The organism is Shewanella electrica, assembly GCF_022321485.1.
Classification (GTDB): Bacteria; Pseudomonadota; Gammaproteobacteria; order Enterobacterales; family Shewanellaceae; genus Shewanella; species Shewanella electrica.
In genome coordinates, this window is sequence record NZ_JAKOGG010000006.1 from 87,873 (window position 1) to 105,170 (window position 17,298).

Sequence of the window (17,298 nt, forward strand, 5' to 3'; positions counted from 1 at the left end):
AGATGATTGGATTATCAAATGGGATTTGAATGGGTGCAACGCAGTAGTTACCTGATCGACCAACAGCCATTGGCGGTTACCTATAACAGACTGACCACCCGGCTGGTCATCAGCAACGGTGAAGACGTGTTGTTTTCCCGGTTAGTGATGTTTGCGCCAATTCGCTGTACCGCAGAGTTTGCTGTTAACGCAACGCACTACACACTCAAGCTGAGTTGGCTGCCCATTTGGAGCGCGAAACTGATGCGAGGCGCGGATGTGATGGTGACCGAACTATTCCCCAAACGTCGGCGTCGCTCGATCATCGTGCTGGGATATGCACTGTTCATGCTGCTGGCGAGAGCCTCATTTATCCTTTTCGATGCGTTGACCGCGTGACTTGTTGGTAAGCGCTTCTAGGGACTAGCTGGCTAATCGCAATGGTGTGGCAATTAATCAGCTTGAAAGCGAATAAGCCTGCTCCAGAGCGGAGCAGGCGATAGGAAAATTTAGTCGTACATCAGTTCCAGTTGCATTAGCAGCATCTCTTCACCACCGCTGACTTTGATATCGCGACTCTGGCACGCAGGGCAGAGATAGGCGATTTCATCAGGGATTGAATGGGCGCCGCAGGCACGACAATCAAGCTCCAATGGTGCAATCTCCATCTCTAACTCGGCACCACGGCAGATACCATCTTCACGGAAGGTATCAAACGCGGTTTTCACTAGCTGCGGTTCTACACCGCTGAGCGCGCCAATTTTTACCGCAACGCGAGCAATGCCAGTGGCTTTGTTCTCGGCGGCCAACTCTTCACATTGGTTGATCAACGCGCTGACGATAGAAAACTCATGCATTAGCAGATCCTCGGCAGCAGCTCGCCTTGTGGAAGATCGAGGTAACGTTTGCTGCCCCATGGCGATTGCATGATCACTCGGCCCTGATGCTCGTCGGTAACTGTGCCAATGATGGCGGCATCTTGGCAGCCACAGAAGCGTTGCATGATTTCCACTGCGGCCTCAGCGGCCGCTTGTGGCAGGGCAATGACGAAGGTGCCTTCGTTGGCGAGATCCCACGGCTCAAAGCCGTAGAGTTCGCATACACCACGGACTTCGTCACATACCGCGATCTGTTTCTCTTCGATATCAATGCCAACGTTAGCGGCTTTGGTCCACTCGTTGAGCACGGCAGCAATGCCGCCACGGGTGGCGTCGCGCATGGCGTGAATATCAAGGTTAGCGGCAATCAAACGCTCAACCACGGGCCACAAAGTGGCGCAGTCAGAGGTCAGTTCGCTGTCTAGCTGTAAGCCTTCGCGGGCGGTGAGAATGGCTGCTCCGTGGCGGCCGATATCGCGAGACAGAATAATGGCATCGCCCGGGCGAATGGCACTAACAGAAATGCCCGGTTTTACGATGTGGCCGACCCCAGACGTATTGATAAACAGGCCATCGGCGCAGCCTTTAGGCACCACTTTGGTATCACCGCAGACAATGCGGGCACCGGATTTTTTCAACTCTTCGGCCATGCTGTTAACGATGGTTTTCAGCTTATCAAGCTCAAAGCCTTCTTCGATGATAAAACCACAGCTTAAATATTGCGGTTCGGCGCCCATCATCGCCAGATCGTTCACGGTACCTGCGATAGCTAATTTACCGATGTTGCCACCTTGGAAAAACAGCGGGGCGACCGTGAAAGAGTCGGTAGTAAAGGCGGTGGTGCCGTTTAAATTCAGCGCGGCGGCGTCTTCTTCACGGCGCAGAATTGGGTTGTCAAAGGCATCAAAAAACAGTTTGCCAATAAGCTCTGCCATTTCGCGGCCACCGCCGCCATGACTTAATTGAATTTGGGTAGGTTTCGCCATGATTTACTCCACTCCAGCATAGCGATAATAGGCGTTACAGGCGCCCTCTGAGCTGACCATGCAGCTGCCTAATGGTGTTTGCGGGGTACAACCGCGGCCAAACACCTTACAATCGTTTGGATTCGCTTTGCCGCGCAGAATATCACCGCACTGGCAGGCTTTGTGATCGTCGATCTCTTTCACTGGCAAACGCTCACCAAAGCGAATTTCGGCATCGCGATGGGCGTATTCTGGCCGCAGTTGCAGTGCTGAGTGGGGAATCGGCCCCAAACCACGCCAGCGGAAGCTGTCGCGCACTTCAAAGAATTTCTCGACTTTCTGCTGTGCCACCACGTTGCCTTGCTCGGTAACGGCACGTTGATATTGGTTTTCTAATTCGGCGCGGCCAGCCACTTTTTGCTTAACAATGGCAAGAATGGACTGCATCACGTCTACCGGTTCAAAACCGGCAATCACCACTGGGGTGTGGTATTTGTCGACGGTCGGCTGATAGATTTTGCTGCCGGTAATCACGCTGACATGTGACGGACCAATAAAGGCGTTCACTTTCGTGTCGGGATCGGCCATTACCGCATCAATTGCTGGTGGCACTAACACGTGGTTGATATGAAACAGTAGGTTGTCTAACCCCAGCTTTTCCGCTTGTTCCAGCAGTACCGCGGTCATTGGGGTTGAGGTTTCAAAGCCAATAGCAAAAAATACCACGGTTTTATTCGGGTTTTCTTGAGCGATTTTGATGGCATCCAGCGGTTGATACACAGGCCGAATATCACAACCTTTGGCGCGGAACTGTGCCAGTGAACCTTGCGAGCCTGGCACGCGGATCATATCGCCCAAGGTCACCAGAATCACATCATCAATGCTGGCGAGTGCCGCCGCTTGGTCGATGCGTTCTTTGGGCATAATGCACACTGGGCAACCGGGGCCATGAATGAAGTGAATATTGTTTGGCAGCAGTTGTGGCAGACCAAACTTCATAATGGTGTGGGTGTGGCCGCCGCAAACTTCCATCATGTAGACCGGTTCTTTGAGGTCTTTGGCCAGTGCGTGGATTTGGCGCGACAACTCGTTAATGGTCTGCGGATCGCGAAAACCATCATACAGCTGTTTAAGTTGTAGCTCAGGCATGCTCCTCAGCCTCCAGCTTTTGCACGATTTCGCGATAGAGTTCGAGGCTTTCGAGTGCGGAGGCTTTATCAATTTTGTTCATGACAAAACCGATATGGATCAGCACGTAATCGCCAATTTCTAACGGTTCATCCAGCAGGTGACAACTTACAGTGCGTTTAACGCCTAAGGTATCCACGGTAACGCTGCCGTCTTCGGGATGTAGCTCAACAACCTGCGATGGAATAGACAAACACATTAGGCTGGCTCCTCAGTTTTACTTGCTAGCGTACGGTTGAATGCCGCCAGTTCTGTGGCAAACCATTGCGCTACCGCTTTCATGCTTTCCGGTTCTTTTACCGAGACATTGATGACTTTGGCCTCAGGGTTGAGTTTCAACACCGCAGCTTTGGCGACTTCGGGATCAAAATCGAAATAAGGCAGTAGGTCGCACTTAGTGATGAATACCACGTCGGCCTTGCGGAACATGACGGGATATTTTTCGATTTTATCTTCGCCTTCAGGCACCGAAACCAGCACTACATTTTTGTGGGTGCCGACATCGTAGCTGGCAGGGCATACCAAGTTACCGACGTTTTCAACAAAGCAGATATCCATGTTATCCAGCGGTTGCTGATGCAGCGCACCATGCACCATAAAGGCGTCTAAGTGGCAGGCGCTACCAGTTTGGATCTGCACTGCGTTGATGCCTTTAGCTTTCAAACGGTCGGCGTCACGGGAGGTTTCTAAATCGCCTTCAATTACACAGTAACGTTGGTCAGTGTAGTTAGTTAAGTGTTCCAGCAGGGTCGTTTTACCGCTACCTGGGCTACTCATCAGGTTAAAGGCCATCACGCCGTGTTGTTCAAAATGCTCACGGTTATGGGCGGCTTCGATATCGTTTTTATCGAGGATTTTATGGATAACCGACAAGGTCTTCTTGTCGTTTAGCTGTGGGTTAGTCATCAGATGATCATGGCCATGATCGTGGTGATGGGCATGACCTTCACTTGTCAGTGAACAGCCGCAATCTTTACACATATCTACTCCGATATTTCCTGTGAAACCGCTTACTGCGGTTTTGCTGAATCCTTTGCGGTTTGCTTGAGTTGGTGCAAACCGTACCAAAGTTGTCCGAGGGCGATACCGCCATCATTTACCGGCACTAGCCCTTGCGGTAACCAAGAGATGCCTCGAACGCTCAATTGCTGCTGACAAAACTCAGTTAAGCAGCGGTTTTGAAATACGCCTCCCGTAAGTACCACCGGGAGAGGTTGCGATAGCAGTTGCTGAGTGGCGCTAGCGGCATCGCAGATGGCGTGGCCGAGTGCGTGGATAAAGCCTAACGCCAATGCCTCAACTGATGCGCCATTGCGTAAGCCATGGACGACATCAATAAATAATGGTTGTGCTTGCCAACTGCCGAGCGGTAACGCCGCATCCGCATTCCTCTGTAATTGCAAAGAATACGGCATAACATCACTTGCTAATGCGCGTCTTGCCGCACTTTCAACTAAAATGCCGGCTTGGCCTTCAAACTGTGTGTGCTGCATCAAGCCCAGCAGTACCGCCAGTGCATCAAATAATCGGCCGACGGAGTGGGTCATCGGCATCTTGCCGCTGCTCATCACTCGCTTGAGGTTGTTGAGCTGATTGTCACTTTGCTCGGCAAAGCAGGGCAGTTGTTGCAGTTGGGTGTTATCCAGCTGCTCGGTTAATAGCGCGAACAGCAAACGCCAAGGCTGCTTGATGGCAAGTTCGTTACCAATCAAGGCAAACGGCTGCAAGCTGGCTAACCGTTGATACTGCTGATTATCCGCCAGTAATAATTCTCCGCCCCACAGTTCACCATTATCGCCAAGGCCAGTACCATCAAAACTGAAACCGAGCACTTGGCCTTGGTAGTCATTGGCCGCCAGCGTTGCCAGTACATGCGCGTAGTGGTGTTGTACGCTGATACTCGGCGCTGCTTGGTTTTCCGCCCAGCGGCTAGAGGCATATTGTGGATGCAAGTCGCGCACAATATGGCTTGGATTAAAGCGATACATACGCTGAAAACTGGCAAGGGTGCGTGCAAAATAGCCTTCGGCACCAATACTGAATAGATCACCAATATGTGGGCTTAAACAGAGGTTATTGCCGATGTTGAGCGCCAGCGTATTTTTCTGCTGTGGGCCCACGGCCAGCACGGCTAACTCGTGAGTGGCGATGGTCTTCGTTGGCAGCATCAGCGGCGCATAACCTCGGGCTAAGCGTAATACTTGCACGGCGCCACCAACCCACTGCACCACTGAATCGTCGCAGCCATTGAGGATGGGGCGGTTGTGATCTAATACACCATCAACCACCTTGAACGGCTCATTGGCGAGTTGGGCGATGATGTCATTGCTGTTGGTTATAATCGGCTCACCGGACAGATTGGCGCTGGTGGCAACCAGTGGGAAATCGAGTTCATCCAGCAACAAGGTATGTAGTGGGGTGTACGGCAGAAACAAGCCGATACGGTCGATATTGGGCGCCACTGCTGCACTTAATGGTTGTGGTGATGTAACGTCATTTTTTGCCAGTAGCACAATGGGGCGTTCTTGACTGGCAAGTAGCTGCCATTCTTGCTCGCTAGCACTGGCATAACGTTTTGCCATGTTGATATCGGCCACCATGACCGCTAATGGTTTGGCGGGGCGTTGTTTGCGCTGTCTTAAACTGGTGACAGCGCTATCTGAGGTGGCATCACACACCAGATGAAAGCCACCTAAGCCTTTAATCGCTAATATTTCACCACGCTTAAGTGCGGCGACCGCTAATTCCAATGCCGATTGGCGCTGGCCTAAGATCTCGCCCGACGCAGCTATATAGCGCAATTGTGGCCCGCATTCAGGGCAACTGACGGGCTGGGCGTGATAACGGCGGTCGAGAGGATTTTCGTAGGCGGCGCGGCAGCTCGGGCACATCTCAAAGGCGGCCATCGAGGTGTTCTGTCGGTCATACGGCAGGCGATTGATAATGCTGTATCGTGGGCCGCAGTGGGTGCAGTTAACAAACGGATAGCGATAGTGGCGATTATTGGCATCACGCATCTCTGCCAAACAGGCAGGGCAGCTGCTTTTGTCGCTGCTGACCACCGTTAAGGCGTTATCTGTGTTATCACTTTTTTTGATAGAAAAGTCAGTCAGGTTGCTGTCAGTCGCAATTTCTTGCTGCTGGATATCATCAAGCCGCGCTAATGGCGGCCTGTCGATAAAAAGTAAGCTATCAAATTGATTGATCGCATTGGCGGAACCTTGCACCACCACGGTGACGCCTTCACCGTTATTGAGTACATGACCCGTTAGCTCACAGCGCAGGGCTAGCTGGTAAATCCATGGGCGAAAGCCCACACCTTGCACTATGCCGTGCATGCGATAACGGCGTGCGATACACGGCGATGTGGTCGGTGTGGTGTTCATGTTATTTACCTCGGCGTTGGCGCAAGTAAAGCGCGCCAGTGGCTAGTAAACTGCCATCTAAATCTTGTTGTTGGCTGCTAGCCATAGGGAAGTTTTTCCCTAAGCGCAGGCCTAGGCGTTTAACTAGCACTGGGTTAGCAAACTCATCCCCCGCGAGATAAACGCATTTGATACCAACATTCAGATCTAACCGCTCAATCCAGTTGGCGATAAAGTCGGCCAACGAGTCATTCATCGCGAATGCGAGTTTGGCTTCATCTTCGTCACCGGCGAGGCGGAAACTGACTAAACTGCCCAGCGCTTTGCTCCACACAAAACTGCTGTCGCTGTTATCAGCCATTTGCGTCAGCGGGAAGTCAATCCGTGGTGAATTGGCGCTGCGGTTACTCATCGCTGCGGCGATAAATGCTTGCGCCAACGCTTTAGCGTTGTCTGCTTGAATACCAACAATGACCGCAGCCACGGCCCACAGTGCTTCCAATGAGGCCACTTTAGTTACGCTTGCGAGATCTAACCCGAATAAACGTTGCTCAATCTCTGGATGTTTAGCAACAAACTTTTGCCATACGGCGGCATGTTCACTTTGTTGCAGCACATCTGCCACCGCCTTACCGCTGCTCGGCAGCTTAGGCAGGGTGATAAATGGCGCAAAACTTCCTTTGCTGTCACAAGTGATGATTTTGCTATCAAACTGACGGCTAAAGTACAGCACGGCGTAATTGGTGTGGTGAGCAAACTCTGCAGCTAAACCCAGTGCGGCACATTCTGCGGCGTAAGCTGCATTGGTGCTATCCCACACATCGGCATCGCTCAAGCTGCTATCAATTACCGGTTGTTTACGAGAACCACCGCTGTGCGCCACGTACGCGCCAAAGCGGACGTCATCGTGTAACGGCTCTTTGACTGCTACACCCGTGCTAGCGTTACTCAAATGGCTAGTATTGGCTCGCACAGGGACATCAGCACTGAGAATATTGGCAAACACTGGGCGTTTAGCGCCGCTGATATAGATCCAATCAACACCTTTCACCCGCAGCAATTCACACAACACTTGCTGTAGGCGCGTGGCGGCAAAACCCACCGGCAATAATGCTGGCGCCAGTTTGAGCTCTGCTTGCGGCTTGAGTATCAGCAGCGGTTTTTCAAGCGACGACAGCGATAGCACTTGGCGATTTTCCAACACAAATTGTTGGCTCAAGGTATTGGGATTGCAGATCAGCACGGCGCAATCATCGTTAGCGATGGGAGTGCGGCTTAACTGAATATCGCCGATGACATCGGTCAGCGTAATGCTATTACCATCAAGCAACTGCTTAGCCAACTGCACTAAATCCGCTGGTTGCAGCGCGGCTAATGCAGGTTTGGCGTTGATAGCTGCATCGCCATGACAGTGAGTGCAGGGCAGATTGAGCGTGGCAAAGTTGGCGTGTTGGTTATCGCCAAATTGCGGTTGGCAATGCTGGCAAAACGCTAAGGTCGCATCATTGTCAGCCAGCGGTTTATCGCTACCGAGACGCTGCTCAATTGGAATAATCCGAGACTCAAGCAGGTAGGTACTGATTAAAAAGTCTTGTGCCAGCGCATTTGCTAAGGCTTCTAGCGGTGCTTGCTCGCCTTCGGCTTCAATAAAATAGCGCCAAGTGATTGGCAGTTGCTGCAGTGCAGCATCACCTTGTACCTGTACCGCTTGCAAACCGACGGTTAGCGTTAGCGGTTGATAATTAAGGTATTGATTACATAAGTGACCATACCAAGGCACTTGACGAGAACAGTCAAACTCAAATCTAAGCAGTTTCATATTATTCAGTATCCTGCGCTTCCGTTGCCTGCGGCGCATTGCCACTTTCCCGATCGCCCATGGATAGGCGTGGAATGTAGGAGAGGGGGATTAGCTCAGCAATATCGGTATCACCAATTTTTTCGCATTGCCAGCCCAGCTGAGTGAAATAGTTGATTAAGGTTTTTTCCATCACAGGTACAGCAGCAGCGATGCGGTCGGTCAGACCAAGGGTCATCGGTTCGATCACTGTGGGTGTGACACCCAGTACCATAGTGTGGGGACGGTCGCCGACCATCTCCATCATGGTTAGCGTTTGCAGCATTTCCACTTCGTGGGCACTGCCTTGCCAATCAATTTCTGGCGGGGCGTTATCAAAATCAAAGAAATAAACCTCACCCGGGGCACAGCCAGCAGCATTGACAGTATCAACCACAATAAGTGATTGGTATTGCGCAAGAATTGGCGTAAGACCTTGGGCGAGAGTGCCACCGTCGAGCATCACTAACTGATGCTCGGGGTGGCTGAACTTATAGTTCTCGTGAATATAATTGACAAAATGTACGCCGATGCCTTCATCGGCGTACAAGACATTGCCAATTCCCAATAGCAATGTATTCATTGGGCTCCTAGTGTTTCTCTGGGTGGTAGTCGTAGCCAGAAACAATCGAATCAACAGAGTTGTGTTTGAAACGAATGCCCATCCAGACTGCCATGTATACGTGGATAACTAAGAAAATAATGAATACCCAGGTGATGTAGTGGTGCCAAATGCGCACCTGAGCTAAACCACCAAGTAATTCAGTGCACCAGCTTGCTGCCCCCCACAATGCACCACCTAAACCTTCATGGTAGATGTTGGCGTAAAGGATCAGACCTGAAATACAGATCAGAAACGCCATGACCGAGATCATTAGGTAGGTCATGTATTGCAACGGACCATAAACCCCTTTGTGATCAAGGTGACCCATCCAGAAGTAAGACTTAATCTGAATGATCCAGCTGCGGTAGTTCAATACGTCTTGTAAAGAACGACGTTCGATGTCGTTTTTACTAAAGAAGTACAAATACGCGCGAGCGAGTGTCACCGCACACAAAATAAAGCCAAAAATGAGGTGAGAAAAACGGATCCAACCTTGTACAAGTACGTCGGTTGAAGCGGAACCCACTACAAATGGCCAGGCGATATAAAAGCCAGTTGCTACCAATGCAACAATTGACAACGCACGTAGCCAGTGAAAAATACGGACAGCGGCGCCGAAAATTTTCACTTGCTGATAGGAAACTCCAGCTTTTGACATGGTAGACCTCCTTAACAGGCGCTTGGGTCAATGCGGAATTCACCCAAAGATTGTCCTTTGTAATCCATCACATGTACTGCACAAGCCATACATGGGTCGAAAGAGTGGATAATACGCACGACTTCTAACGGTTTAGTTGGATCTTCCAGTTGCAGACCAATCAAAGATGCTTCGTAAGGGCCAATTTTGCCGTTAGCGTCTTTAGGACCTGCGTTCCAAGTGGTAGGAACCACGGCTTGGTAGTTTTCAACTAAACCATCTTTGATGCGGATCCAGTGGCTCAACATGCCGCGTGGTGCTTCAATCATGGCGTGACCAACATACTCTTTGCTGGAGTCAATGTTGGGTTCAACGTAAGTTGTTTCGTCAGCCAACAAGTTGTGTACCAGTGCATTGAAGGTTTTCACCGCTTCTGCAGCAACAATACTGGTTTGCAGCATACGCGCAGCAGTACGACCTAGGGTAGTGAACAAGGCTTCAACCGGTAAGCCAGTGGCTTTTAGTAAACCGTTAACGGAATCGACCACCACTTTGTTGCCTTTGGCATAGTTCACCAACAGACAAGCTAATGGGCCGACTTCAATCGGTTCGCCGTTGTAACGAGGTGATTTTACCCAGCTGTACTTGTTGTCACCATCCAGTGTTGGCAGTTTGCCGTAAACAGTGTCACGTTCTACCAAACCTGTGTAGTTAGGCACGGTAGTACCATCGTACGGATGTTGTGGTTTATCAGCGGTGTACCAAGCGTGGGTAACGTCTTCAGCAATCAAGTCTGGATTGATGTCAGTTACGTTGCTCAGGTCGCCATTGAGGATCACGCCTTGATCGAACATGAATTCTTGGTCGCCAATCGCAAACTCTTTGGTCGCCATGAAGTTTTTGATGTTTACCCCACCCAGTACTGAAGGTTCAGCACCAAAGGCCGCCGCAGCCATCACGATGTCGGCACGGTAAGCACGTTCAATAAAGTCTTGCACGATATCGTGTTTTTGTTTCCATTCTTGCAGACGTGCTGGGCTCAGCATGTCGCGTACAGATGTCACACCACCCACAACCAAAGATTGTGGATGTGGTTGTTTACCACCGAAAATAGCCAGCATTTCAGCGGCAATACGTTGTACTTCCAACGCTTTCAGGTAGTGAGACAGGGCGATCAGGTTTTGTTCTGGTGAGAACTTGTATGTTTTGTTGCCCCAATAAGCGTTAGCGAATGGGCCTAACTTACCAGTTTCCACAAAGCCTTTAACACGTTCTTGCACGGCACGCAGTTCACCGTCGCTGGTGGCGATTGGGTTATGCACGTATTCGTGAGCAATTTGCGAAGCTTTCACTGGGTCTGCACTCAGAGCTGATACTACATCTACCCAGTCTAAGCCGTGTAGGTGATAGAAATGCACAATGTGGTCATGCATAAACAGTGAAGTTTGCATCAATGAACGCAGATAACGTGCATTCAATGGGATTTTCAAACCCAGTGCATTTTCAACGGCTTCAGTACCTGCGCGGTAGTGTGAATAGGTACACACACCACAGATACGTTGCACCAACAGACCTACGTCCATTGGCGTACGGCCTTTCAAAATCACTTCTAGGCCACGCCACAGTGTTGAGGACGACCATGCATTTTTTACAACATTGTTTTCATCGACTTCCACTTCAATACGCAAGTGGCCTTCGATACGAGTAATTGGGTCAATAACGACGCGTTGATTCATTTAATTAGTCCTCCTTGGAACCGGCAAATACACTAGCAACAGCATGAGCGCCGATACCTACAACGGTCGCTGCGAGAATCACACCACCGATGGTGTCAGCTGTTGCATCAAGACCATGTAACAATTGACGGCCAAGAGGTTTTTCAAAGTCTGCCATGTCATCCCAGAAGTTAGGTTCTGAACAACCCATACAACCGTGACCTGCCAATACCGGCCAGCTGACATGATGGTTAAAACGTTCGGTAGGGCAGTTGTTGTAAGTGTAAGGACCTTTACAACCTACTTTGTACAAGCAGTAGCCTTCTTTAGCGCCTTCATCACCGAATTTTTCAACAAATTCACCGGCATCGAAGCGACCACGACGTTCGCAGTTATCGTGTACGCGTGCGCCGTAAGCCCATTTTGGACGGTTAAACATATCCAATGCTGGCAGGCGGCCAAACATAACGAAGTACATCAAAGTACCAACGATGTTTTTTTCACTTGGTGGGCAACCACCTAAGTTAACTACGGCTTTGTCGACAACTTCATAAACACCTTTTGCCCCAGTTGGGTTAGGTGCTGCAGCTTGTACGCCACCGAAAGAAGCACAAGTACCAACAGAAACGATCGCCGCAGCGCCTTCGGCAGCTTCTTTGATGATTTGCATGCCAGTATGGCCTTTACAACCTACAGTGAGGAATGTGCCGTTATTAGCAGTTGGCACCGCGCCTTCTACTGCTAACAGGTAGTTACCTTTGTAAGCTTCCAATGCGTGTTCGAGATTTTCTTCTGCTTGCCAACCCGCCGCAGCCATCAGCGTTTCGTGGTATTCAAGTGAGATATGGTCGAAGATCAGCGTGTCTAGGTTAGGCGTATCAGTACGTACCAGTGATTCAGAACAACCAGTACATTCTGCTAAGTGCAACCAGATTAACGGTACGCGGTCTGCTAGTTCTGCCGCTTCTGCTACCAAATTGGTAAACGGTAGTGGCAGGGCTAATAGTGCAGTAACTGAAGCGCTCCATTTCATGAAATCACGACGAGTGATCCCAAGCTTGAGCATACGCTCTTGTAAAGACGTTTCTTGACGAGGAGGAAGTTGGCGTAATGCCTCTAACCGCTTCCGACCTTGTTCAAAAAGGGCTGAATGTGTGTCCATGGTTTGACCTTTTATGTTTTTTGAACGGGCTTTTTTGCGTTATAGCTCACACGGCTAACGGCGGCGATCTTAGAGGTCAACCAGTTGGGGATGTTTGAGATACGTCAACATTTCCAAGAAATTGGGATTTCTAGAAAATTTAGATTATTAGAATATGAGCAAGATCAATCCCAATTGGACGTATTGGGACATTTTGGCCATGTTGGTTTTGAAAGATTTTTTCACTGGAATACAGCGGATTGGAAGTTATTTTTACCGAAAATGTGCAATAAATTATTAAGTAAACCCTTAAATGGTGTGTTTTTGTTCTAATCTTTGCATCGAAAATGGCAAGAGTTGGCGTGAAATTTGTCATTTCAACAGCATTTTTCGGTTAGCGTGCTGTTTAATAAAACGGTCACTCCGCCGCACAATGCTGCGACGGAGTGCACGCATACTAACGATGTTATTGTGAGCTTAATCAGTATGTTTCGGGTGATAGTCGTAACCCGACACAATTGCATCTACCGCATTATGTTTGAAGCGAATGCCCATCCATACCGCCATGTAGATATGGATCACCAAAAAGATGATAAACGCCCACGTCACATAGTGGTGCAGAATGCGTACCCAAGCTAAGCCTCCAAAGGCTTCAGTCACCCAAGATGCTGCGCCCCACAGCGCACCGCCCATGCCTTGATGGTATACGTTGGCATATAAGGTCAACCCGGTAACGCACATAAACACCGCCAGCAAGGTCACCGCTAAATAGGTGACATATTGCAATGGGCCGTAAACCCCTTTGTGCTCCAAGCCGCCAATCCAAAAGTAGGACTTAAGCTGAATGATCCAGCTGCGATAGTTTTTCACATCCTGAAATGAACGCCGTTCAATATCGCTTTTGCTGAAAAAATACAGGTAAGCGCGTACCAAGGTCACCGCACACAGGATAAAACCGCAGACTAAGTGCGCGTAGCGGATCCAGCCTTGCACTAACACATCGGTGGTATCGGCGCCGACCAGATAGGGCCAAGAGATATAAAACCCGCTGGCCGTTAATATCACGATCGACAGTGCCCGTAACCAGTGAAATATCCTGATGGCGGCACTAAACACTTTTACCCGTTCATAAGCGGGAGTGGCAGTTGCCATAATTTCCTCCTTAGGCGGCCGTTGGACCGACGCGGAATTCACCCAATGATTGGCCTTGGTAGTCCATCATATGGACTGAACATGCCATACATGGGTCGAAAGAATGAATAATCCGCAACACCTCTAATGGCTTGGTAGGATCTTCCAGTTTCAAACCGAGTAATGAAGCTTCGTACGGACCAATGTTGCCATTAGCGTCTATCGGGCCTGCATTCCACGTTGTTGGCACTACCGCTTGATAGTTTTCCACCACACCGTGCTTGATGCGCACCCAATGACTCAGCATACCGCGTGGCGCTTCAATAAAGGCGTGACCGACGTACTCTTTATTCGGATCGATCTGCGGTTTGGTGTAGAGGGTTTCATCGCTGGCGATATTGGTGACAAGGGCATCAAAAATCTTGTGGCATTCGTCGGCCAAAATCTCAGTTTCAATCATCCGCGCCGCAGTACGGCCTAAGGTGGTGTATAGCGCTTCTACCGGCAGGCCAGTTTCGTTCAAAAAGCTATTCACAGCGTTAACCACTTTTTGGTTGCCACGGGCATAGTTCACTAACAAGCAGGCGAGAGGGCCAACTTCCATCGCTTCGCCGTTATAACGCGGTGATTTCACCCAGCTATATTTTTCAGCTTCATTAATGGACGGCAGTTTGCCGTACACGGTATCGCGTTCAACAAAGCCGGTGTAGTTGGGAATGGTGGTGCCATCGTATGGATGCTGCGGTTTGTCAGCGGTATACCAAGAGTGGGTAACATCTTCGGCAATTAAGCTTGGGTCAACGTCAGTCACTTTGCTCAAGTCGCCGTTATGCACCACACCTTGTTGATACAAGTATTGGCCGTCGGCACCGTAGAACTCGTTAGTGCAGATAAAGTTGTGTACGTTCACGCCGCCAAGCACAGAGGCTTCACCACCAAAGGCATCTGCCGCCATACGAATATCTGGGTGATACGCCCGTTTGATAAAGTCGCGCACGATGGCATGTTTGGCTTGCCACTCTTGCAAACGCGCAGGGCTTAACATGTCACGTACCGAAGTGACCCCTCCAACCACTACCGATTGTGGGTGTGGTTGTTTGCCGCCGAAAATCGCCATCATCTCTGCAGCAATGCGCTGCACTTCCAACCCTTTAAGATAGTGCGATAGGGCGATCAAGTTTTGCTCTGGGGTAAAACGGTAGGTTTTGTTGCCCCAATAAGCGTTGGCGAACGGGCCCATGCGGCCTTTATCGACAAACCCTTGCACGCGTTTTTGTACAGCGCGCAGATCGCCTTCACCAGCCGCCAGTGGCTCATCGGTATATTGAAGGGCGACTTGTGCCGCTTTGGCAGGATCAGCGCTGAGCGCTGAGACGACATCGACCCAATCCAGTGCGTGCAGATGATAGAAATGCACAATATGGTCGTGATAGTGCAGGGCGCTCATCATCAATGAACGTAAATATTTAGCATTGAGCGGGATCTGCACGCCCAGCGCATTTTCTACCGCTTCAGTACCGCAACGATAATGGGAATAGGTACAAACCCCACAGATACGCTGCACCAGCAAACCAACGTCCATCGGTGTGCGGCCCTTGAGGATGACCTCGATACCGCGCCACAGCGTAGAAGAAGCCCACGCTTTTTGAATCACATTCTGCTCGTCAACTTCCACTTCAATACGCAGGTGACCCTCAATACGGGTGATAGGGTCGATAACAACACGTTGACTCATTGATTAATCCTCTTTGGAGTTGGCAAACAAACTAGCGACTGCGTGGGCGCCAATACCGATAACAGCGGCACCGATAATGACCGCACCAACCGTGTCGGCGCTGGCATCTAAACCATGCAGTAGTTGTCGTCCAAGAGGTTTTTCAAAGTCGGCCATGTCGTCCCAAAAGTTGGGTTCAGAGCAACCGATACAGCCGTGCCCCGCCAGCACAGGCCAGCTAACATGACCATTAAAACGTTCGGTTGGGCAGTTGTTATAGGTGTATGGTCCTTTACAGCCCACTTTATAGAGGCAGTAACCGTCTTTGGCGTTGTGGTCGCTGAATTCCTCCACAAACTCGCCCGCATCAAAGTGACCACGACGTTCGCAGTTATCGTGCACTCGTGCGCCGTAGGCCCATTTTGGCCGGTTAAACATATCCAGTGCTGGCAAGCGGCCAAACATGACATAGTACATTAAAGTACCAACGATATTTTTCTCACTTGGTGGGCAACCGCCTAAGTTGATCACCGTGCGGTCAATCACGTCATGCACGCCTTTGGCGCCAGTTGGGTTAGGTGCTGCCGCTTGTACGCCGCCGAAAGAGGAACAAGTTCCAACAGCAATAATCGCAGCGGCACCCGCTGCAGCTTCTTTTACCAGTTCAAGCCCGGTTTTGCCTTTGCAGCCCACAGTGAGAAATACGCCATTGTTGGCGGTAGGCACCGCGCCTTCGACCGCTAACAGATAATTGCCGTGATATTCGCTCAACGCATGTTCAAGATTTTCCTCAGCTTGCCAACCTGCGGCGGCCATCAAGGTTTCGTGATATTCAAGCGAGATATGATCGAATATCAGCGTATCCAGATCTGGTGTATCGGCACGAGTAAGCGATTCAGAACAACCGGTACATTCGGCCAGATGCAGCCATACTAGAGGCACGCGATCAGCGAGTTCGGCGGCTTCCGCTACCAAGCTGCTGAACGGTAGTGGCAATGCCAGCAACGCAGTCACTGCGGCGCTCCATTGCATAAATTCACGGCGAGTAAAGCCGTGTTCTAACATTTTATCTTTTAGGGATGCTTGCTGACGTGGAGGCAATTGCCTGAGGGCGTCCAGCCGTTGTCTGCCTTGCTCAAAGAGCGCTGCATGTGTATCCATGGATTAACCTTAAATTATTGATATTGCTCAATACGCACGTCGCGAAAGGCGTAGCGTTACACCGAAGCGGAGGAACCACTTCAAACTTTAGAAAAGGTGAGGTCGATCAAGAATTACGACGAATGGTGACAATCTAAGTAATGTAACTAATGCAATATTGATCTAGATCAATAATGATTTGGATTAGGTTAAAAATGCTGCGTTTTGAACCAATTATCAGACTGATACTCAAACATCACAGATATTATTGGTCACGCTATTAATGGCGCCGTTGCTATGCGGTGTGATCTTCCTTTTTGTTCGTTAATAAGAAGCTCTTATTATGCGCATACTGTTGATTGAAGATAATGATTTGCTCGCCCAAGGTTTGCGGCTCAGCCTTGAAAAGCTAGATATTCAGGTGGACCATGTGACCACCATCAAGCAAGCCGAAGTTGCGGTAATGAACGAAGCCCTAAGCGCCATTGTATTGGACTTAGGATTGCCCGACGGCAACGGCCGCAGTTTGCTGCAACAGTGGCGCCGCCGCGGTATTGATATTCCCACCATAGTGCTCACCGCCAACACCGATTTTGATACCAAATTAGCCTGTTTGGATATCGGTGCAGATGACTATCTTGCTAAGCCATTTGACGTACGTGAACTGGTAGCACGAGTTAAGGCGATTGTGCGCCGTCATCATGGTATGGCCGAGAACAAACTGGAAGTCGGCTCATTGTCGATGGATTTAAACACCCATGATGTGTCATTTCGCGGAGAGTCGATTCAACTCTCTCGTCGTGAGTTTCAACTGCTACTGGAGCTGGCTCAGTCGGCGGGCCGTGTGCTCACCCGTGGGCAATTAGAACAGCTAACCTACGGCTGGGATGAAGTGGGGAGCAATTCCATTGAAGTGCACATCCATCATTTGCGTAAAAAAACCACCACTGAACTGATTAAAACCATTCGCGGTATCGGCTACACCTTGGCGGAAGTGGAGTAAC

Annotated in this window: 16 protein-coding genes; 2 read left to right on the forward strand and 14 right to left on the reverse strand. The window is 50.0% G+C overall.

The genetic code is table 11. The annotated features are described in order from the left end of the window. Positions 1–18 precede the first annotated feature (18 nt). Positions 19–378, forward strand: coding sequence for a hypothetical protein (locus tag L9G74_RS10950; protein WP_238896368.1), 360 nt, complete (start codon positions 19–21; stop codon positions 376–378). Between the two features lie 110 nt (positions 379–488). On the opposite strand, the gene hypA is transcribed toward L9G74_RS10950, so the two are convergent. From hypA to hyaA (L9G74_RS11020), 14 genes are all read right to left on the reverse strand, one after another. Next, positions 489–836 carry a hydrogenase/urease nickel incorporation protein HypA gene (hypA, locus tag L9G74_RS10955; protein ID WP_238896370.1) on the reverse strand — a complete coding sequence of 116 codons (348 nt, stop codon included), beginning with the start codon at positions 834–836 and terminating at the stop codon, positions 489–491. Then, a complete protein-coding gene (gene hypE, locus L9G74_RS10960) occupies positions 836–1,843 on the reverse strand; it encodes a hydrogenase expression/formation protein HypE (RefSeq protein ID WP_238896371.1) in 1,008 nt (335 codons plus the stop codon). The genes hypA and hypE overlap by 1 nt, the downstream gene beginning before the upstream one ends. Positions 1,844–1,846: 3 nt before the next feature. Continuing rightward, positions 1,847–2,971, reverse strand: a complete 1,125-nt coding sequence (gene hypD, locus L9G74_RS10965; protein ID WP_238896373.1) for a hydrogenase formation protein HypD — start codon at positions 2,969–2,971, stop codon at positions 1,847–1,849. Then, on the reverse strand, positions 2,964–3,209 hold the full coding sequence (locus L9G74_RS10970; RefSeq protein WP_238896374.1) for a HypC/HybG/HupF family hydrogenase formation chaperone: 246 nt from the start codon (positions 3,207–3,209) through the stop codon (positions 2,964–2,966). The genes hypD and L9G74_RS10970 overlap by 8 nt, the downstream gene beginning before the upstream one ends. Next, on the reverse strand, positions 3,209–3,991 hold the full coding sequence (gene hypB, locus L9G74_RS10975; protein ID WP_238896375.1) for a hydrogenase nickel incorporation protein HypB: 783 nt from the start codon (positions 3,989–3,991) through the stop codon (positions 3,209–3,211). Before hypB ends, L9G74_RS10970 begins: the two co-directional genes overlap by 1 nt. A gap of 29 nt (positions 3,992–4,020) precedes the next feature. After that, positions 4,021–6,396, reverse strand: coding sequence for a carbamoyltransferase HypF (gene hypF, locus L9G74_RS10980; protein WP_238896376.1), 2,376 nt, complete (start codon positions 6,394–6,396; stop codon positions 4,021–4,023). A 1-nt stretch (position 6,397) separates the two neighbouring features. Further along, positions 6,398–8,194 (reverse strand): NiFe hydrogenase, encoded by a 1,797-nt coding sequence (locus tag L9G74_RS10985; RefSeq protein ID WP_238896378.1) that lies wholly within the window; start codon positions 8,192–8,194, stop codon positions 6,398–6,400. A gap of 1 nt (position 8,195) precedes the next feature. Further along, the gene (locus L9G74_RS10990; protein WP_238896379.1) at positions 8,196–8,795 is read right to left on the reverse strand and encodes a HyaD/HybD family hydrogenase maturation endopeptidase; all 600 of its coding nucleotides are present in this window, start codon (positions 8,793–8,795) and stop codon (positions 8,196–8,198) included. 7 nt (positions 8,796–8,802) lie between these two features. After that, on the reverse strand, positions 8,803–9,474 hold the full coding sequence (gene cybH, locus L9G74_RS10995) for a Ni/Fe-hydrogenase, b-type cytochrome subunit (protein ID WP_238896381.1): 672 nt from the start codon (positions 9,472–9,474) through the stop codon (positions 8,803–8,805). Positions 9,475–9,485: 11 nt separating this feature from the next. Further along, the gene (hyaB, locus tag L9G74_RS11000; protein ID WP_238896383.1) at positions 9,486–11,189 is read right to left on the reverse strand and encodes a nickel-dependent hydrogenase large subunit; all 1,704 of its coding nucleotides are present in this window, start codon (positions 11,187–11,189) and stop codon (positions 9,486–9,488) included. Positions 11,190–11,193: 4 nt separating this feature from the next. Further along, positions 11,194–12,330, reverse strand: coding sequence for a nickel-dependent hydrogenase small subunit (gene hyaA, locus L9G74_RS11005; RefSeq protein WP_238896384.1), 1,137 nt, complete (start codon positions 12,328–12,330; stop codon positions 11,194–11,196). Between the two features lie 456 nt (positions 12,331–12,786). Continuing rightward, positions 12,787–13,461: a Ni/Fe-hydrogenase, b-type cytochrome subunit gene (gene cybH, locus L9G74_RS11010; RefSeq protein ID WP_238896385.1), complete on the reverse strand. Its 675-nt coding sequence runs from the start codon at positions 13,459–13,461 to the stop codon at positions 12,787–12,789. Positions 13,462–13,471: 10 nt separating this feature from the next. Next, entirely contained in the window at positions 13,472–15,175 is a 1,704-nt protein-coding gene (gene hyaB, locus L9G74_RS11015; protein ID WP_238896387.1) for a nickel-dependent hydrogenase large subunit, read from the reverse strand. Positions 15,176–15,178: 3 nt separating this feature from the next. Next, the gene (gene hyaA, locus L9G74_RS11020; protein ID WP_238896388.1) at positions 15,179–16,315 is read right to left on the reverse strand and encodes a nickel-dependent hydrogenase small subunit; all 1,137 of its coding nucleotides are present in this window, start codon (positions 16,313–16,315) and stop codon (positions 15,179–15,181) included. A gap of 322 nt (positions 16,316–16,637) precedes the next feature. On the opposite strand from hyaA (L9G74_RS11020), the gene L9G74_RS11025 reads away from it, so the two are divergent. Beyond that, complete coding sequence (locus L9G74_RS11025) at positions 16,638–17,297, forward strand: response regulator (protein WP_238896389.1); 660 nt, start codon at positions 16,638–16,640, stop codon at positions 17,295–17,297. Position 17,298: the final 1 nt, after the last annotated feature.